Source organism: Paenibacillus cellulosilyticus (assembly GCF_003182255.1).
GTDB classification, from domain to species: domain Bacteria; phylum Bacillota; class Bacilli; order Paenibacillales; family Paenibacillaceae; genus Paenibacillus_T; species Paenibacillus_T cellulosilyticus.
Genome location: NZ_QGTQ01000037.1, coordinates 1 through 19,703, shown reverse-complemented (window position 1 = coordinate 19,703; position 19,703 = coordinate 1). Strand labels below are relative to the sequence as shown.

Sequence of the window (19,703 nt, the reverse complement as noted above, 5' to 3'; positions counted from 1 at the left end):
CCTCTTAACGCGAATAACAGTCTCCTCCGTATATTCAAACACCCGCAGGGAATACTGACAAGTATTAGACCTGCGGGTGTTTTTTGTATTGGCATTGCGCCAACCATTTGCTTGCAGGAAGCAATATCGAAAATGAAAGCAAATTAGGAGGCAGAGTCTTTGATCCTGCTGTCAGGCTCAAAGATCCATATGTCAGGAGGGGATTGTTATGACTTTAAGTTTTGTGTTAATGATGATTCAGGTGTTTTTTGCTGTCGTTATCGGTCTATACTTTTGGAATTTGCTTCGTAATCAGAAGACGAGCCGCTCGGCGGTTGATCGTGAATCGCGCAAGGAGCTGGACAAGCTCCGCAAGCTGCGCTCGATTTCGCTTACGAAGCCGCTAGCGGAGAAAACAAGGCCGCAGGCGATGCAGGATATCGTCGGCCAGGTCGATGGCCTCAAAGCGCTTAAGGCAGCGCTGTGCAGCGCGAATCCGCAGCATGTCATCATATACGGCCCTCCTGGCGTCGGTAAGACGGCAGCGGCTCGTGTTGTTCTGGAGGAAGCGAAGAAAAATCCGACATCGCCATTCTTGCCTGATGCGAAGTTTACGGAGATCGATGCGACGACGGCTCGTTTCGATGAGCGCGGCATTGCCGATCCGCTTATTGGCTCTGTTCATGACCCGATCTATCAAGGTGCAGGTGCCATGGGTGTCGCAGGTATTCCGCAGCCGAAGCCGGGTGCAGTGACGAAGGCGCATGGCGGGATATTGTTTATTGACGAAATTGGGGAATTGCACCCCATCCAGCTGAATAAATTATTAAAAGTTCTCGAGGATCGCAAAGTATTTTTGGAGAGTGCGTATTACAACTCCGAGGATGCTAACATTCCGATGTATGTCCATGACGTGTTCCAAAATGGTCTGCCAGCGGATTTCCGTCTCGTTGGTGCAACGACACGCTCTCCTCAGGAGCTGCCGGCAGCGCTTCGCTCCCGGTGCATGGAAGTATATTTCCGTCCGCTGCTTGCAGGTGAAATTGCTCAGATTGCATCCAATGCGGTGAAAAAAATCGGATTCGAGCCATCGCCTGAAGCAATCGAGGTCGTTACGCGTTATGCAACGAACGGACGGGAAGCCGTCAATGTCATCCAGCTTGCTGCAGGGCTTGCGTTGTCTGAGAAACGGAGCGAGCTTATCGCTGCTGATATTGAATGGGTTGTGAACAGCAGTCAGATTCCACCTAGACCGGATCGTAAAGTTCCAGCGGAGCCGCAAGTCGGCTTTGTAAACGGACTTGCTGTATACGGTCCAAACATGGGCACGCTGCTTGAGATCGAGGTTAGCGCGATACCTGTTCGAACAGGGAAGGGAACCTTTACGATTACAGGTGTAGTGGATGAGGAAGAGCTTGGTGGCGGCTCACGTACGCTTCGTCGTAAAAGTATGGCGAAGGGCTCTGTAGAGAACGTACTGACGGTACTTCGCCGCTATGGCTTGCGACCGCATGATTATGACCTGCATATCAATTTCCCTGGTGGTACACCGATTGATGGGCCGTCGGCAGGCATTGCAATGGCGACTGCCATCGCATCAGCCATTAAAGGCGAGCCTGTAGATAACAAGCTGGCGATGACCGGCGAGATCGGCATTCACGGTAATGTGAAGCCAGTAGGCGGCGTATTGGCGAAGGTTGAGGCGGCCTTCCAAGCGGGTGCGCAGCGAGTGATCATTCCGCGTGAGAACTGGCAGGCGATTTTTGATGGACTCGAAGGGGTACATATTACGCCGGTTGACCGTGTAGAAGAAGTATTCGCTATCGTTTTCCCGCAATCGGAGGAGAAGTTCCAAATGGTCGATTCGGCCGCCGTGCAGGACCGTTTTATCGCGCCGACGGTGCCGTATTTGCAGGCGGATTCGGCAGAGTGATAAAATGGGATAGACATCACTATTGGAGGTGCTGGAATGGGGCCTGGAAAAACGAAAGGACGCAGGCTGCCCCTGCTTCCGCTTAGGGGACTGCTCGTATATCCCAGCATGGTACTCCACCTCGACGTGGGAAGAGAGAAATCGGTTCGGGCGCTTGAACGCGCCATGGTCGAGGACCATATGATTCTGCTGTGCTCCCAATCGGAGGTTAATATTGAGGAGCCGACGCAGGAAGATATATACCGAATCGGTACGATAGCTCGCGTCAGACAAATGCTGAAGCTCCCTAACGGAACGATTCGTGTACTCGTCGAAGGGGTTGTGCGGGCAGAAGTCTTGGACTATTTGCCAAACGATGAGTTTTACGAGGTTATGATCAAGGAGCTTCCGGAGCAGGAGTCGGATGATTCCGAGACAGATGCGCTTATGCGAACGGTACTTACCCAGTTCGAGACTTATATCAATCTGTCTAAGAAAGTGACGCCTGAGACGCTTGCAGCCGTCTCTGACATCGATGAGCCGGGGCGGCTGGCCGACGTCATTACAAGCCATCTCTCGTTGAAGATCCGCGATAAGCAGGACATTCTTGAGACGATCGACGTCCGTCAACGCCTTGAGAAGCTGCTCGACATCCTGCACAACGAACGCGAAGTGCTTGAGCTTGAACGCAAGATCAACCAACGCGTCAAGAAGCAGATGGAGAAGACGCAGAAGGAATATTACCTTCGCGAGCAGATGAAGGCGATTCAGAAGGAGCTTGGCGACAAGGAAGGTCGCGCTGGCGAGGTCGAAGAGCTGCGCAGCCAGCTGGAGGAAGCTGGACTGCCGGATAAGGTCAAGGAGAAGGTCGAGAAAGAAATTGATCGACTGGAGAAAATGCCGTCCACCTCAGCGGAGGGGGGCGTCATCCGCAATTATATCGATTGGTTGTTGTCATTGCCTTGGCGCAAAGGGAAGGATGAAGGGATCGATCTTGATCTCGACAAAGCCGAGGCCATTCTTAACGATGATCATTACGGACTGGATAAACCGAAGGAGCGGGTACTCGAGTACTTAGCCGTACAGAAGCTCGTACAGAAGCTGAAGGGGCCAATCCTTTGTCTTGTTGGACCTCCTGGCGTCGGCAAAACATCGATTGCGCGTTCCATCGCGAAGTCACTCAATCGCAAGTTCGTTCGCATCTCACTTGGCGGCGTGCGTGACGAAGCAGAGATTCGCGGCCATCGCCGTACGTATGTCGGTGCTATGCCGGGCCGCATTATGCAGGGAATGAAGACAGCAGGTGCGATGAATCCCGTCTTCCTGCTCGATGAGATCGACAAGATGGCGATGGACTTCCGAGGGGATCCAGCGTCAGCGCTTCTTGAGGTGCTCGATCCGGAGCAGAACTCGACGTTCAGCGATCATTTCATCGAAGTGCCGTACGATTTGTCCAATGTCATGTTCGTGACGACAGCGAACTCGCTGCACAATGTGCCGCGTCCGCTGCTTGATCGGATGGAAGTGCTCTATATCCCAGGGTATACGGAGCTCGAGAAGCTTCAGATTGCAGAGCGCTACCTGCTGCCGAAGCAGAAGCGTGAGCATGGGCTGGATAATGAACAGCTCGTCGTAGAGAGCGAGGCGCTTCAAGGCATTATACGCGAATATACGCGCGAATCAGGCGTACGTAATCTAGAGCAGCAGCTTGCCGCACTGTGCCGCAAGGCAGCGAAGCAGATCGTCTCCAAGGACCATGAGGGTCCGATTACAGTGGATCCTGCAAAAGTGAAGGAATGGCTGGGACCAGCCAAATTCCGTTACGGCCTCGCTGAACAAGAGGATCAGATCGGTGCTGTAACGGGGCTTGCATGGACTGAGGTTGGCGGCGATACGCTCGTGATCGAGGTCACGGTCCTGCCAGGCAGCGGCAAGCTTACACTGACAGGCAAGCTTGGCGACGTCATGAAAGAGTCGGCGCAAGCAGCGTTCAGCTACACGCGCAGCAGAGCGGCGGAGCTTAAGATCGAGCCTGATTTTCACGAGAAGAATGATATTCATATCCATATTCCTGAAGGGGCAATTCCGAAGGATGGCCCATCGGCCGGCATTACGATGGCGACAGCGCTTATCAGCGCCTTGACGAACCGTCCAGTATCGCGTGAGGTCGCAATGACCGGTGAGATTACACTGCGCGGCAGAGTGCTGCCGATTGGCGGACTGAAGGAGAAATCGCTGGCGGCGCATCGGGCAGGCATCCGCAAAGTGCTGCTTCCGAAGGATAATGAGCGGGACCTCATCGACGTGCCAGAGAGCATTCGTGAGGAGATGACCTTCATACCGGTTGGTCATATGGATGAAGTGCTGCAGCACGCCTTATTACCCGCAGCAACGCATGCTGAAGATGACGCTTCAGCACAAGAACAGAAAGCAGGGACAACCGTTACATGAAAATCACATCAGCAGAATTCGTTATAAGTGCAGTAAGACCAGATCAATATCCGATTGACGCCTTGCCAGAGATCGCTCTGGCAGGGCGTTCCAATGTCGGCAAATCATCACTTATTAATCGCATGATCAATCGCAAGAACTTGGCTCGGACAAGCTCTCAGCCGGGTAAGACACAGCAATTGAACTACTACCGAATCAACGAGCAGGTCTATTTCATCGACTTCCCAGGCTATGGCTATGCCAAGGTTTCCAAAACAGAGCGAGAAGCATGGGGGAAGATGATTGAGAGATACCTCAGAGATCGGGACGAGCTGAAGCTCGTGCTGCTCATTATCGATATTCGTCATGCGCCGTCCAAGGACGATTGCTTAATGTACGAATGGCTCAAGCATTTTGAGATTCCTACTTGTATTGTTGTCACGAAGTCGGACAAGATACCGAAGAGTCAATGGGACAAACAGATCAAGCTCGTCAAAACGACGCTGCAGGCAGATCCGCGTGATACGATTATTCGGTACTCGTCCGAAACAGGCGAGGGCCGTGATCAGCTGTGGGGTCATATTATGCAGACGATCGGAGAACGAGGAAGCAAGACGGACGACTCGCATTCCAATGCAGAGGATGCTGGAACGATTGCTGAATAGTTTATAGTTTAGGGAAACGGGCCGTTAGTGTTTGAACTTCACGACAACGTATAGGTTTGCCGGTTTGTCCATCTGGGACTAACGAACGCGATGCGCAAAGCTATAGCGACTTTCCGCGGAGACGCAATCGTCAATCGAATTTACTGCACTTATACGATGATTTATCATTATGCCGACGGCAGTGCATACGAAGAGTCTTATTCGTCGCATGGGCGATTTGCAAGTTGTTGAACCTGAAATGAATTCTGCATCGCCGGTGAAATAACGAACGATAGCGAATTCAGAACGATTTGCGTCATACTTTGTATAGAAGAAACGGCCATGGGTCTGGTATTATACCCTCATGGTCTTTTTTTATTGTTTATTATTTTTTCCGCTGTTGTACAAGCATTGCGAATAATGGAAGTTTCACCTGACAACACTAGGGACAGATGTTGTTTCAAACATTATTCATATTTGAAGACAGAAGTCCCATTGAACTATGCTATAATGTTCGTGACCGAAAGATACAGATTCGAACAGAAAGGGGGGCAGGATCGCATGCATATCATCGTTGTTGGTTTGAATTATCGCACGGCGCCAGTCGAGGTACGGGAACGGTTCACGTTCGCTGAACAAGACTTGCCTGCAGCGCTGCAGCAATTAAAACAGACTAAGAGCATCTTAGAAGGTGTCATCGTCGCGACCTGCAACCGAACGGAATTGTACGCGGTCGTCGATCGGCATCATCTATGCGGTCATTACATTCGCAGCTTTATGGAGAAGTGGTTCGCGCTGCCTAGACAGCAGTTTACGAATCATCTATATATGTACGAAGATGATCAGGCGATTGAGCATCTGTTCCGCGTTGCGAGCGGATTGGACTCGATGGTGATCGGCGAGACACAGATTCTAGGTCAAGTCAAAGAAGCGTTTCTGACTGCGCAGAAAGAGAAGGCGACGGGAACGCTGTTCAATATGTTGTTCAAGCAGGCCATTACGATGGCGAAGCGCGCGCACTCCGAGACTTCGATCGGCGAAGCGGCTGTATCGGTCAGCTACGCAGCGGTTGAACTTGGCAAGCGTATATTCGGCAATTTCGCTAAGAAGACCGTCATGATCATTGGCGCTGGCAAAATGAGCGAGCTCACGGGTAAGCACCTATCATCAAACGGTGCGGAACGCGTCATCGTGGCGAACCGCACGCTCGAACGGGCGGTGGAGTTGGCGGACAAGCTTGGCGGTACGCCATGCACAATGGAGGAAGCCATTGCAAGGCTTCATGAAGCCGACGTGGTTATTAGTTCGACCGGCGCAAGCAAATATGTGCTGCTGCGCGAACAGGTTGCGGCTGCGATGCAGCGCCGCAAATCCCGTCCATTATTTATGATTGATATCGCGATGCCGCGGGATCTTGATCCAGCTATCGCTGCAGTAGATAATGTGTTCTTATACAATATCGATGATCTCGAAGGGATTGTGGGCAGCAATCTGGAACAGCGCCGCAGAGAGTCGCTGAAGATTGAAACGATGATCGCGATCGAGCTCGAGTCGTTCCGCAGCTGGTATAAGACGCTTGGCGTCATCCCGCTCATTCGTGCGCTGCAGACGAAGGCGGAGACGATCCATTCGGAAACAATGGACAGCTTAGAGAAGAAGCTGCCTGGTCTGGATGAACATGAGATGAAGGTCATTCGCAAGCTGACGAAGAGCATCGTCAATCAAATGATGAGCGACCCGATACTTCGTATTAAAGAAATGGCTGGCGAGAAACATGCCGGTGAAGCGATGGATATGTTCGTCAAGCTGTTTGCGCTTGAGCAATCGATCGAGGATGGACGCGAAACCGCACAAGCGGCATCAAAGCCTTCCCAAGTAAAAGAGCCGCAGGCGGCTGCCGAGTCAGCATCCGTTCAAATGCCGGCGGGCATAGCTGCTGCAACGCCATGAGAAGCCGCCGCTATATGTGGCGGTTTTTTCATTGTTGTGGGAACAGTGAGGAGGGCTGCTTATGATAACAACACATTGGTTTTATGATGCCATGCTATACGTATACGCCCTGACCTTACTGTTTTATTTCTCTGACTTCGTAGATGCGAATCGGAGTGCTAGACGGATTGGTACAGGGCTGCTTATGTTTGTATGGGGTCTGCAGACGGGATATTTGGTATATCGGATGATGTCGCATCTCGACGTCGGTTATATATCGGGGTTTGAATATTGGTTTGCTGTCTCTTGGCTGTTAGTTACGATATCACTCGTCATCAGCCAATTTTTCCGGATTGAATATTTGGTCTTCATCGTCAACTTAATTGGGTTTGCTGTATTAGCGGCGCTGCTTCTTGTGAATCCGAAGCCGTCGCAAACCATTGAGCCGTATGAGGCAGCTCGTAATCTGCTTATTCTACATATTAGCTTAATGATTTGCGCGTTCGCTGCATTGACCATATCTGCTGTATTCTCTGGCATGTATTTGTTCCTTCATCGCAAACTGAAGAAGAAGAGCTGGACCATGCCGATGAAGCGGCTGCCCAGCCTGGAAGTGATTGAGATTTACGCTTTCCGCTTCGTATCGGCGGGCGTACCGCTGCTTGCTATCGCATTATCGCTAGCGATCGCCTCAGTCGTTATTGAAGGACGCTTGATTTACTTAGCCGATTTGAAAGTGATTATCTCGCTTGTAGCTCTTGTACTCTATGTTGCAAACTTCGTTAGACGCAAGACACATGGACAAGTCGGCTACATGGCGGCGAGGTATAATTTGCTTGCATTTGGTATTATGATTCTTAATGTTCTGCTTAACCCGATTTCGAGCTTTCATTGATTATAGGGCAGAGTGACTTTGAACGCCTTCAAAGATTCTGTAAGGAGGAACCCGCTATGCCGGAAGGCATGTTGTATCCGATTATGCTTCGGCTTAAGGGCAAACGGTGTGTCATCATCGGCGGCGGGAAAGTTGCTGAGCGTAAAGCAGCAGCGCTGCTAGCTGCTGGGGCGGATCAGATTGAAGTCATTGCAGAACAGGTGACAGACGATCTGGCTCGACTTGGGCAAGCGGGCCTCGTTCGCATCGTTGATCGGCAATATGATTCGGATGATATCCTGCGAGCTTCACTAGTCATTGCAGCTACAAGCAATTCGACGCTCAATGCTCGAATCGTTAGCGAGGCGGATTCGCTTGGTATATGGGCGAATTCCGTAAGCGACGGTGATGAAGGCTCATTCGTCACGCCAGCAGTCGTCCGCAGAGGTGACTTAGTCATTGGAATTACGACTAATGGAGCGAGCCCATCATTGGCTGCAAGACTGAAGGTAGAGCTTGAGCAATCATATGGCGATGAATATGCCGTACGGCTGCGAGCGCTTCGGCTGCTGCGGGATCGGTTGCTGCATGCGAATAACACCAGATCGCCTGAGGCTGAGCAAGCAGATACCAAGCAGCTGCTGCAAGCGGCTGCCGCCGATGATTCAGGCTGGCATGAGCTGGCGCAAGTGCTACAGGATGGTTTTCAGACGGAATTAAATCCAATGCTAATAGATAGATGGATAGAGAGGCTGCGTAAGCCCCGTACGTAGGCGTATGCTTACGAAGTAAGCAATTTACTTGCAGGCAGCAGCATTTTTAGGAGGAGAAACGATGACTAAAGCGAATCATACGGCAGACGGTAGTGCGCGCGTCATTCGAGTAGGAACAAGACAAAGTGCGCTTGCACTCACCCAGACCGGTCAAGTCATTGATCAGTTGAAGCAGCTGAGCGAGCAGCATGGATTACCTTATACATTCGAAATTGTCAAAATCGTAACAAAAGGCGATCGGATTCTCGATGTAACGCTGTCCAAGGTCGGCGGCAAGGGACTGTTCGTCAAAGAAATTGAGCAGGCGCTCATTGACGGCGAAATTGATATGGCTGTACACAGCATGAAGGATATGCCATTCGAGCTGCCGGAAGGGCTGATGAATGGTGCAGTGCCGAAGCGGGTTGATCCTCGCGATGTCATCATTACATCGACTGGCGGTGGGCTATCGTCGCTTCCTGAAGGTGCTAAGATCGGAACGAGCAGCTTGCGCCGTGCCAGTCAGCTGAAAAGCTACCGTCCGGATATCGAGCTCGTGTCGATCCGCGGTAATATCGATTCACGTATTCGCAAGCTGGAGACGGAGGAATTCGATGCGATCGTGCTGGCTGCTGCAGGCTTGCAGCGGATGGGCTGGGAATCGCGTATTCACGATCGACTCCCAATCGATATTTGTGTTCCTGCGGTAGGCCAAGGTGCACTTGGGATTGAATGCCGAGAATCGGATGCTGGCGTTCGCGAGCTGCTCTCACTTTTGAATGATCCGGTGTCTGAGCTTGCTGTGCGCGCGGAGCGCAGCTTCCTCGGTGCATTGAACGGTGGCTGCCAGATTCCAATTGGCGCTCACGCGGTCGTTACGCTGCCAGCGGGCTTGGAGGAGAAATCGGTCGAAGGCGCAGTTATCGAGCTGGTCGGTATCGTCGGATCGCCAGATGGTGCGGTTTTGCTGAAAGAAATAGGCAAAGATTCTGATCCAGAAGCACTTGGTTTGGCCGTTGCGGACAAACTCCGTGCATCCGGTGCAGATGATATTCTGGCGCAAGTAAGGGGCTGATGAGCGATGAAGGGGAAAGTATATCTGGTAGGTGCGGGTCCTGGTGATCCAAAGCTGATCACGGTCCGTGGACTTGAATGTATTAAGAGGGCAGATGTCGTTGTCTATGACCGACTTGCTAGCCCGCGGTTGTTGGCTCATCTGAAGCCGGGAGCAGAGCGTGTATATGTCGGCAAGCTTCCGGATCGCCATACGATGAAGCAGGAAGAAATCAATCAGCTGCTCGTCGATCTTGCGCTTGAAGGCAAGACGGTTACACGTCTTAAAGGCGGCGATCCGACGATTTTCGGGCGTGTGGGCGAAGAGGCGGAACTGCTCGTGCAGAACGGCGTTGAGTTTGAAATTGTACCAGGTATTACTTCGGCAATTGCGGTGCCAGCTTATGCGGGCATTCCGGTCACACACCGAGATATGGCTTCCTCTCTGTCGATCGTAACGGGACACGAGAGCCCGGAGAAACTAGATCAGTCGATTCATTGGGATAAAGTAACGAATGCGACAGGAACGCTTATTTTCCTGATGGGCGTTGCAAAGATTGGCTACATTAGCGAACAGCTCATGTTCCATGGCAAAGCGCCAACAACACCGGTTGCTCTTGTTCGCTGGGGAACGCGTGTCGAGCAGCAAACGTTGACGAGCACGTTGGCTGACATTGCGGAGAAGGTTGAAGCAGCAGGCTTTAAACCTCCCGCAGTAATCGTTGTTGGTGATGTAGTGAAACAGCGCGACATGCTTCGCTGGTTCGATAAGAAGCCGTTGTTCGGCACGCGAGTGCTCGTAACTCGTGCTCGTGCTCAGGCGAGCGAGCTCGTTCAGATGATCGAGGAGCTGGGCGGCGAGCCGTGCGAATATCCGGTTATTGAGACGCGCGATGTATCGGAGGATGTACAAAAGAAAGCAATCGAGCGTGCATTCGATGAAGCAGAATCGTTCGACTGGCTCATGTTCACAAGCGTGAATGGCGTTGAGTCGTTCTTCCGTTGGCTGCGCCGCTATGGGACAGATATTCGCCGATTCGGCAGGGCGCGGATTGCAGCAGTTGGACCTAAGACGGCTGAAGCACTGCAGGATCGGGGTTTGACCGTAGAAGAGCTGCCCGGGAAGTTCCAGCAGGAAGGATTGCTTGAGCAGCTTGGCGGCGAGGTTCAAGCTGGCCAGCGTGCGCTGCTGGCTAGAGGCGATCTGGCACGCGAGGTGCTGCCACGTGAATTGAAAGCACTCGGCGTTGACGCCGTTGAGCTTGATGTATATGAAACCGTACTTGCTGACAATCAAGATGAGCTGGCGCTTGAGCAGCTGCGAGATGGCGATGTTCATGTCGTTACGTTTACCAGCTCGTCGACGGTAACGAATTTGTTAACACTGCTGCGGGCCAATGGCGTCGAAGACCCAGTGGCATTATTGAAACAAACGCAAATCGCAAGCATTGGCCCAATCACGACACAAGCAGTAAAGGCTGCCGGACTCGAAGTTGCGATTGAGCCAGAAGAAGCAACCATTGAAGCACTGGTTGCAGCCATAGTCGCAAAGCGTTTAGCTGAGCGGACGAATGCAGCGAGTTTGAACGTTTAATTGGTAGTCCCCTAGAGGAATAAAGCTTGGTTTTAGCCATTCTTCTTTTTTTGTATTAGTAATTTTGTCTTAGTAAGCTCGAACAAAAGCTATGACCCAAAGGGTCACGCGACTCCCAGCACGCAGTATCATACACGCACCTTAGTTTCTCCCAGCACCAAACTTCCGGGGACCCGGGGTTGGAAACCCCGGGGGTCCTCCCTAGCAGGGAGGATTTAGGTGGGTAGAACTCCCGAGGGTTTGGGCGGGTAGAAAGCCTGGTGGGTAGAAATCTTCAGGAGGTTTCCTATATGAGTTTCCCAACGGTTCGTAATCGCCGTCTCCGTGGATCTGCTGCACTGCGCAGCATGGTGCGCGAAACGGTGTTATCAGTAAATGATTTTATTTATCCTCTCTACGTCGTACACGGGACGAATATCAAAGAAGAGATCCGCTCGATGCCGGGCGTGTATCACTTCTCGCTTGATTTGCTGGAAGCCGAAATTCGCGAGATCGTAGCACTCGGCATTCCATCGATTATGCTGTTCGGCATTCCGGCAACGAAGGATGCAGTTGGCTCGTCCGCCTATGATGCGAATGAAATTGTGCAGCAAGCGACTCGTCTTATTAAGCAATGGGCACCGGAGCTCGTTGTAATTGCGGATACTTGCCTGTGCCAATATACGGAGCATGGCCACTGCGGCGTTGTGCACGTTCATGAGCATAACGGTACGGCGGATGTCGATAATGATGCGACATTGCCGCTGCTCGTTCGTACGGCTGTATCGCAAGCCGAAGCCGGAGCAGACATTATCGCCCCTTCGAATATGATGGATGGCTTTGTGTCAGCGATTCGTGAAGGGCTCGATGCGGCAGGCTTCATCAACGTGCCGATTATGTCGTATTCGGTCAAATATGCATCTGCGTACTACGGTCCATTCCGTGAGGCAGCACACTCCGCGCCACAGTTCGGTGACCGGAAGACGTATCAAATGGATCCGGCGAATGCGCGTGAAGCGCTTCGTGAGGCTGAGAGCGATGTGCTCGAAGGCGCGGACTTCCTGATGGTCAAGCCTGCTTTGTCTTACCTCGACATTATTCGTACGCTGAAAGATCAATTCGATCTGCCGCTCGTTGCTTACAATGTGAGTGGTGAGTACGCAATGGTTAAAGCTGCAGCAGCGAATGGCTGGATTGATGAACAGAAGATCGTACTGGAGACGCTCATCGGCATGAAGCGTGCGGGCGCCGACTTGATCATTACGTACCATGCGAAGGATGCAGCACACTGGCTGAAGGGCTAAGGCAATCACAGTAATTTTCCTAATACATGCCTAGAGGGACGTACAGAGAGAAGGAGACGGAAACGATGAGTGAAACATTCGATCGGAACCGCCAGCGTAACGATGAGCGGTCCAAAGCCGCATTCGAGCTGGCGAAGCAGTATATTCCCGGCGGCGTTAACAGCCCTGTACGGGCATTCAAATCGGTTGGCTTGACGCCAGCTTATATCGAACGAGGAAGCGGCTCGCGCGTCTATGACATCGATGGCAACAGCTATATCGACTATGTTGCATCATGGGGACCGCTCATTATGGGCCATGCGCATCCAGAGGTTGTTGAAGCGATCAAGAAGACGGCTGAGAAGGGCACGAGCTTCGGCGCACCAACGGAAATCGAGACGTTGATGGCGCAGCTCGTATGCGAACGCGTACCTTCCGCGGATATCGTTCGGATGGTTAACTCTGGCACAGAAGCGACGATGAGTGCGCTGCGCCTTGCGCGTGGTTATACGAAGCGGAGCAAAATTTTGAAATTCGAAGGCTCCTACCACGGTCATGCGGACAGCTTGCTGATCAAAGCAGGCTCCGGCGTGGCAACGCTTGGACTGCCAGACAGCCCTGGCGTACCAGAGAGCGTAGCTACGCATACGATCACGGTGCCTTATAACGATATCGAATCGGTAAAGCTCGCGTTCGAGAAGTTCGGCGAAGAGATCGCCTGCGTGATCGTCGAGCCGATTGCCGGCAATATGGGCGTAGTGCCTCCGCTTCCTGGCTTCCTGCAAGGTCTGCGCGATGTGACGACGAAGTACGGCAACTTGCTTATTTTCGACGAGGTTATGACGGGCTTCCGTGTTAATTATCATTGCGCGCAAGGTTTGTACGGCGTTACGCCGGACTTGACATGTCTTGGCAAAGTAATCGGCGGCGGCCTTCCTGTTGGCGCATATGCAGGCAGACGTGACCTGATGGAGCAGATGGCACCAGCTGGTCCGATCTATCAAGCAGGTACGCTGTCCGGTAACCCGCTGGCGATGGCTGCAGGCTACACGACGCTGAAGCTAATGACGCCAGAGCGCTATGAGCTTCTGGAGCGTCTGTCGACGCGCCTGCAGCTTGGCTTCGAAGCGAATGCGGCTAAGCATGGCGTCGCGGTGACGATCAATCGCGTAGGCTCGATGGTGTGCCCGTTCTTCACGGACAAGCATGTCATAAACTTCGAGACGGCTAAGTCGTCAAATCTCGAGCAGTTCCGCAGCTACTTCGGCTCGATGCTGAATCTTGGCGTAAGCGTTGCGCCATCGCAGTTCGAGGGCATGTTCGTATCGGGCGTTCATACGGAAGAAGATATCGATCTGACGATCGCAGCGAACGACGAAGCGCTGTCGCGTCTATAATAGCTGCCGATGCAGAGCGGAAGCGGCATAAGTTTTAATTGGCAGACCGGTGCGCGTCGTGAAGGGCGCAAGCTGGTGCTTCTGCCGCAAGGCTTGGACGATACTGGAGAGCGAGCATGGCCAGCAGCCGATTCACATTCACACGCAGTGAAGCAGTGGCTGGCTGCAGCTGGATGGTTCCCAACGAAGTGGATCAACCTGCTGTTTTCGGTTGGCGGCATCCGAATGGAAGGCGAGCGAATCGTTCTGGATGCATTCGTGCCAGCGGATCCTGCGAAGGATCCGCTCTATCGTCTAGCTGCGAGTACCTCCAGCGGAAGCGGTAGTCTTATTGCAGAACCGCTATACGAGGACGATTATGTGCTCGTGATGAATAAGCCCGCTGGCATGCCTGTCCATGCCTCTAAGCCAGGGGAACGTGGTACGCTGGACGAAGCGGCTGCTGTTCATTTGCTTAAGAAGGGTGATCCGCTGCCCGTTCGCCACATCCATCGGCTTGACAATGAGACGTCTGGACCGGTGCTGTATAGCAAAAACGACCTTGCACAGCAGCGGTTGGATGAGGCGATGCGCAGCAAGGCAATCGATCGTCAGTACATCGCCTTCGTGCAAGGGCGTCTTGCAAGGCGCGCTGGTGTAATTGACGCGCCGATTGGACGTGACCGTCATCATTCGGCCAAGCGGCGTGCAGGAGCAGGTGGTGATCCAGCCATCACCCATTACGAGTTGCTGGAGCAGTACAGCAGTGCAGCACTCGTCAGCGTTCGTCTGGAGACGGGCCGGACGCACCAAATACGGGTGCATATGAGCCACATCGGTCATCCGCTAGTTGGTGACAGCCTGTACGGTGGCAGTACGCGATTGCTTGCGCATCAAGCGCTGCACGGCGAGCGGCTGCTCTTTACCCATCCGCTGCATGGCGGGCAGATGGAAGTATTCTCTCCACGCCCTGAATGGTATGAACCACTCAGGCGGGCGTTAACATAACCAATAGCAAAACCGCGAACAAGAACTCGTTCTTGCCGCGGTTTTTTATTTTGGCCAGCGCGCTCGAATCTATAGCGAATTCATAGTCATGCGCTATACAACGCTGCCATATGATAGTTATTGAATGAGAAGATTGCCCAAGCTTGCAAGGCGGGAGGGAGGACTGAAGCGTGACGGATCAAACGAGCGGTTTGCGCTTTGATGTTTACGAACGCGTCCATTTGCCGGATGATGTTGCTGCGATTGAGGAGCTGGAGGAAATCGAGCTGGTTCCTCGCATTCAGGTCGTCCAACAGGGCGAACAGGCAGTTTTGAAGGGGCAGCTGCTATTGACTGGTGTATATCGGTCACAAAATGATCTGCAGCAGCCGCAGTCGCTAGAGCATTGGATTCCGGTCGAAATCACGCTGCCGATGAATCGAGTGCAAAGTCTGGATGATATATCGGTTGAAATCGATCATTTCGATGTCGATCTGCTGTCATCGCGGACACTGAACATTACAGGTATTTTATCGCTTCACGGCATTGCTGTTGAGCATCGTGAGGAAGTGGATAATGCCTGGGAGGAAGATGAGCCAATCACGGTCGTTCACCGGCGAGAGGAGTCGAAGCCTGCTGAACCATCGTTCCAATCGAGCTTCTATGACAGCCCTGAATCGGTAAGGGCAAATGACTACGGACAGGCTCAATTTCCAGAAGAAGAAGAGCTGGAGCCTGAGCCAGTGCAGTCCTGGCAGCAGCCGCCATTCTCAGTGCCTTGGGAACAGCCACAGTCGTTCATTCGTAACGAAGCTGCTGCGCCGCAGCTGCAGCCTGAACCGGAGCCTTACACGCCGGTTATCAATTGGTCGGCATTCGCTTCGCAGCCCGTTGTAGAGCAGGCGCCGGAGCCGATTTATCATTCGTCTTATGGTAGGCCGGATGAGCCGTGGGCAATTCCGTCCGTTAATGACGCACCAGTCGCGAACAACGCTGCTGGGGAAGCCAATCGGAATGCGGAAGGTTCGTTTGGCGATATATCGCCTTCTGCGCGTCCAGAAGAACGTCCGGAAACGCGACAAGAGGCACGCCAGGAGCCTGCGAATGAGTCGGCTGAAGCGTTCGTGGATGACGATGGCGGCTTCTATACACCGCCTGAGCTGCAGCACGAACAGGCAGAGCAGCATGAGCAAGAATTCACGGCACAGCGTTCAGGTTCAGCGTCATTCTTTGACCAAGCACAGCAAGCGCAGGCTGCTGTCGAAGCGGCGCCTCAAGAAGAAGCGGATGCCAACCGGAAGGAGCTGAAGGTTGCTTTCGGCCGGAAGCGGGTGGAAGAGGCGGAGCCTTCGAAGGAGCCGGTAGGCTTACGTACGCTGCTGCAATCGTCACGGCGTGAACAAGAAATTCGCGAAGCGGCAGAGAACAGCTCGGCAGGAGCACGTGAGAAGTCTCGAGTGACGACAGGCGACGATATCGAATGGAAGACGCTGTTCTTAGGCAAGCTTGCTGATGAACAGTCGTTCCGCAGAGTTCGGATGTGCATCGTCCAAAAGGAAGAAACGCTCGATGATATCGCAGTTCGGTATGGAAAAAATACGAGGGAGCTGTCTCTCTACAACCGACTGCAGGATCAATCGATTACAGAGGGGCAGGTTATTTACATTCCGTGACGGCCCTCACCTACAACAAGGCGCTGCCGATCCCGACTAGGGAAGGGCAGCGCCTTGTTGTATCTATTTAGTTGGATGAAGGCGTAACTTTCACCGAATTAATTTTGTGGACGATCGTAAGCCGACGTTTCTTCAGCTCCGACAGCTTCACACGGATGGCCTCCAGCTGTTCACGATCCAAAGCTTGTGTACGAATTTCTTCGAGAAGCTGCAGCATAGCCTGGTTGATCTCGTTGAATTGGCCCCATAACCGTTGATTTTCCTGCTCGTTATAGAGCTCTTGCAGGTATTTATCTTTTTGAGACAGTGTGTCGAGAATTTGCTGCTGCCAGTCTGTATCGCCGATCTGAAGAGCATAGTTGTACAGATCCAGCTGGTCGTTAATCCATACTTCGATCTGATTCGTTATGTTCGTTTTCATCAGGCATCACCCGTCTTGTTTTGTTATACCTAGTATTATACTCGGAGTTTATGGAATGGCAATAGCAGAAACGTTGAATTGTTTGATAATTGAGAAAACACAGCACGGCCTAAAGCGTACTCCCATTATGAAGCTTGACTGGACGAACCTGACAGCGATACAATGACGATGTATCTACATTTATATGCGTAAGGGGCAATTTTAATGACGACGGGTGTTCTTAACTAATAATTGGATAAACCGAGTGTCTGCCTAAGCGAGACAGCTTTTTTTGAAACTTTCCATCGTGAAGGTTTTATTCGTGCTGTAAGCTTAGTGGAACTCGTCCAATCAGTTAAGAACATGCGACGACAATTCCGCCTGAACGCGTATATTACGTTCGGTCCAATTTCGCCGTGCTCTTGCAGCACGGCTTTTTTTGTTGAAATATAAGCGTGGATAAGTTTTCTGCTTATTTGTTAGCTTCTATTTCTCCAGAATGAAACGCGCTGTGCCTTCTAAATAAGAAGGCATCAGTCGGTTCACCTTGGCCCGAATCTTGATACGCCTAGCAGGGACGGAACGTTTACTCGCGTTCTGTCCCTGTTTTTTTGTGCCCAAAAATCATGTTGAAGGGAAGATTGAACGATGATTAATGAATCTGCTAAGCGAATGCTGGAATTGGATAAAATGCTGACGATGGCTGCCGAATACACGGTGTCACCTGCGGGACGCAGGCTGGCTGAACGCCATGCCCCTAGTACGGATGAACGACAGGTGCAGGCATGGCTGGAAGAAACAGAGGAAGCAGCGAGGCTGCTGGAGACAGGCGCAAGCATCCCGCTGTCTGCGATGGAAGGGATCGACGAGATCATTGCGCTGCTCGGCAAGGGAAGAGTGTATGTACCGTCCGAGCTTTATCAATTGAATGTGTGGCTGACATCTATTGCACAGATGAAGCGTTACATGGCCAGCAAACGCCAAGCTGCACCACGCATTGCGTCTTATGCCGAATCCATGGATGATTGCCCCGAGCTGCGACAAGAGCTCAATCGCTGCTTGCGTGGCAGCAGTCTAGCAGATGAGGCCAGCCCAGAGCTTGGACGTATCCGGCGCCAGCTATATGCGATTGAAGGCAAGATTGAGAAGAAGCTGGAGCAGACGATGGTCAAGTACAAGAGCGCGCTCCAAGAGTCGATCATTAGCAAGCGGAGAGGGCATTACGTAATCGCGGTGAAGCGGGATTTGCGCAAGCAGGTTCCAGGGACGGTATGGGATGAATCATCGAGCGGTCAGACATTGTTCGTAGAGCCTGGCGACATTGCCGTGCTGCAGCAGGAATGGGATAGCTGGAAGGCGGACGAGGAGCGTGAATGCTATACGATTCAGGCGCAATTGTCCGCGATGGCAGAAGCACGTACGTCTGAGCTGGAATGGAACATTGAAGCGATGGCAGCTTTCGATTTCATTACTGCCCGGGGCAAAATGTCACGGTCGTATAATGGCATCCGTCCTGCTATGAACAAAGAGCCGCTCGTGCGGCTCGTGCAAGCGAGACATCCACTTATCGCAGCAGAGCGCTGCGTCCCATTGGATGCGGAAATCGGCGCCGACTGGCAGCAATTAATGATTACCGGGCCGAATACCGGCGGTAAGACGGTAGCATTAAAAACGTTTGGCCTGCTCGTCCTACTGCATCAATGCGGGTTTCTCATTCCCGCTGCTGCGGGGAGCGAGCTTGGTATTTTCCACAAGGTGATGGCGGACCTTGGGGACGGGCAAAGTCTGGAGCAATCACTCAGTACGTTCTCTTCGCATATGACAAACGTCGCGCTGATGGTAAGGGAGGCCAATCACCGTTCACTGCTGCTGCTCGACGAATTGGCGGCAGGTACGGACCCTGGCGAAGGGATTGCGCTGTCTGTCGCTTTACTCGAGCATCTCATGGAGATGAAGGCACGTGTGGTGGCGACGACCCATTTTAACGAGATCAAACGGTTCGCGTCCCAAACGCCCGGTTGCATGAATGCTAGCATGACCTTCGATCCAGAGACGCTTCGGCCGCTGCATCGTCTGGTGATAGGTGAGGCAGGGGAGAGTCGGGCGTTCGCTGTGGCAAGGCGGTTCGGCCTGCTGGAGCGAATCGTTGCACGTGCAGAATCGCTAGCAGCCAGCAGCGGGCAGCAGCTCCAACTGCACATGCCGGCACCACAAGTAACCTCTCGGCAGGCTGCCAAGAGGAAGCCGGAAGAAAACTCGCATGCAGAGGGTAACAAACCAGCTAAACAGTCTGGAGCCCAGCATCGAGCAGGGGACTGCGTTTGGATCCATCCGTTGAGACGAACAGGCATTGTGTATCGCGAAGCAGATGAGCGCGGCAATGTCATTGTACAAGTGGAGGATCGGAAGCTGACGTTCAACCAGAAGCGGCTCGCAAGGTATATCGACCGGAGTAAGCTGTATCCCGGACAGGATTATGATATGGATATCGTGTTCGAGTCGAAGGAGAACCGGAAGAAGCGCCATCAGATGAACCGTAAACATGTAGAGGATGTTGTGATTGTAACGAAGCCAGGAGAGGACGAATGACCTCTGCACAAATATAAGACTTTATAAGAGTAATACATTTTATAAATGGGCTTATATTTCTCCGGAATAAAACACATTACGCCGCCAAAGGATGGTGATAGGCGTTTCACCTTGGTGTCAATCGTCTGAGAAAATGTCACTTTAACTGTGCTATGAAAATGTCACTCTCTAATGGAGGCCACCTTTACCAGGAGGCCTCTAAAAAACTGTTGTGCTGTGAATACATAGCATCTTGGAAGGTGCTGCGTT

14 protein-coding genes are annotated in these 19,703 nt (G+C 52.4%); 13 read left to right on the top strand and 1 reads right to left on the bottom strand.

Annotated elements, in window-relative coordinates; all coding sequences use genetic code 11:
* Positions 1 to 208: 208 nt before the first annotated feature.
* The 12 genes from lonB (at position 209) to DFQ01_RS27515 (ending at position 16,465) form a co-directional block, all read left to right on the top strand.
* Entirely contained in the window at positions 209 to 1,912 is a 1,704-nt protein-coding gene (lonB, locus tag DFQ01_RS27575) for an ATP-dependent protease LonB (protein ID WP_110047153.1), read from the top strand.
* 36 nt (positions 1,913 to 1,948) lie between these two features.
* Positions 1,949 to 4,342: an endopeptidase La gene (lon, locus tag DFQ01_RS27570; RefSeq protein WP_110047152.1), complete on the top strand. Its 2,394-nt coding sequence runs from the start codon at positions 1,949 to 1,951 to the stop codon at positions 4,340 to 4,342.
* Positions 4,339 to 4,986: a ribosome biogenesis GTP-binding protein YihA/YsxC gene (gene yihA / locus DFQ01_RS27565; RefSeq protein ID WP_110047151.1), complete on the top strand. Its 648-nt coding sequence runs from the start codon at positions 4,339 to 4,341 to the stop codon at positions 4,984 to 4,986. The genes lon and yihA overlap by 4 nt, the downstream gene beginning before the upstream one ends.
* A gap of 540 nt (positions 4,987 to 5,526) precedes the next feature.
* The gene (hemA, locus tag DFQ01_RS27555; RefSeq protein ID WP_110047150.1) at positions 5,527 to 6,915 is read left to right on the top strand and encodes a glutamyl-tRNA reductase; all 1,389 of its coding nucleotides are present in this window, start codon (positions 5,527 to 5,529) and stop codon (positions 6,913 to 6,915) included.
* 61 nt (positions 6,916 to 6,976) lie between these two features.
* The gene (locus tag DFQ01_RS27550; protein WP_110047149.1) at positions 6,977 to 7,789 is read left to right on the top strand and encodes a cytochrome C assembly family protein; all 813 of its coding nucleotides are present in this window, start codon (positions 6,977 to 6,979) and stop codon (positions 7,787 to 7,789) included.
* Between the two features lie 56 nt (positions 7,790 to 7,845).
* Positions 7,846 to 8,541 carry a precorrin-2 dehydrogenase/sirohydrochlorin ferrochelatase family protein gene (locus tag DFQ01_RS27545; RefSeq protein ID WP_110047148.1) on the top strand — a complete coding sequence of 232 codons (696 nt, stop codon included), beginning with the start codon at positions 7,846 to 7,848 and terminating at the stop codon, positions 8,539 to 8,541.
* A gap of 61 nt (positions 8,542 to 8,602) precedes the next feature.
* Positions 8,603 to 9,595 (top strand): hydroxymethylbilane synthase, encoded by a 993-nt coding sequence (hemC, locus tag DFQ01_RS27540; RefSeq protein ID WP_110047147.1) that lies wholly within the window; start codon positions 8,603 to 8,605, stop codon positions 9,593 to 9,595.
* 6 nt (positions 9,596 to 9,601) lie between these two features.
* Complete coding sequence (gene cobA / locus DFQ01_RS27535; RefSeq protein ID WP_110047146.1) at positions 9,602 to 11,167, top strand: uroporphyrinogen-III C-methyltransferase; 1,566 nt, start codon at positions 9,602 to 9,604, stop codon at positions 11,165 to 11,167.
* A gap of 290 nt (positions 11,168 to 11,457) precedes the next feature.
* Positions 11,458 to 12,450 carry a porphobilinogen synthase gene (hemB, locus tag DFQ01_RS27530; RefSeq protein WP_110047145.1) on the top strand — a complete coding sequence of 331 codons (993 nt, stop codon included), beginning with the start codon at positions 11,458 to 11,460 and terminating at the stop codon, positions 12,448 to 12,450.
* Positions 12,451 to 12,515: 65 nt separating this feature from the next.
* Positions 12,516 to 13,826 carry a glutamate-1-semialdehyde 2,1-aminomutase gene (gene hemL / locus DFQ01_RS27525; protein ID WP_110047144.1) on the top strand — a complete coding sequence of 437 codons (1,311 nt, stop codon included), beginning with the start codon at positions 12,516 to 12,518 and terminating at the stop codon, positions 13,824 to 13,826.
* A 9-nt stretch (positions 13,827 to 13,835) separates the two neighbouring features.
* The gene (locus tag DFQ01_RS27520; protein WP_110047143.1) at positions 13,836 to 14,813 is read left to right on the top strand and encodes an RluA family pseudouridine synthase; all 978 of its coding nucleotides are present in this window, start codon (positions 13,836 to 13,838) and stop codon (positions 14,811 to 14,813) included.
* Between the two features lie 170 nt (positions 14,814 to 14,983).
* Positions 14,984 to 16,465 (top strand): LysM peptidoglycan-binding domain-containing protein, encoded by a 1,482-nt coding sequence (locus DFQ01_RS27515; RefSeq protein WP_110047142.1) that lies wholly within the window; start codon positions 14,984 to 14,986, stop codon positions 16,463 to 16,465.
* A gap of 67 nt (positions 16,466 to 16,532) precedes the next feature.
* On the opposite strand, the gene DFQ01_RS27510 is transcribed toward DFQ01_RS27515, so the two are convergent.
* The gene (locus DFQ01_RS27510) at positions 16,533 to 16,886 is read right to left on the bottom strand and encodes a hypothetical protein (RefSeq protein WP_110047141.1); all 354 of its coding nucleotides are present in this window, start codon (positions 16,884 to 16,886) and stop codon (positions 16,533 to 16,535) included.
* A 627-nt stretch (positions 16,887 to 17,513) separates the two neighbouring features.
* On the opposite strand from DFQ01_RS27510, the gene DFQ01_RS27505 reads away from it, so the two are divergent.
* Positions 17,514 to 19,454 (top strand): endonuclease MutS2, encoded by a 1,941-nt coding sequence (locus tag DFQ01_RS27505; protein WP_110047140.1) that lies wholly within the window; start codon positions 17,514 to 17,516, stop codon positions 19,452 to 19,454.
* The last annotated feature ends 249 nt before the right edge of the window (positions 19,455 to 19,703 follow it).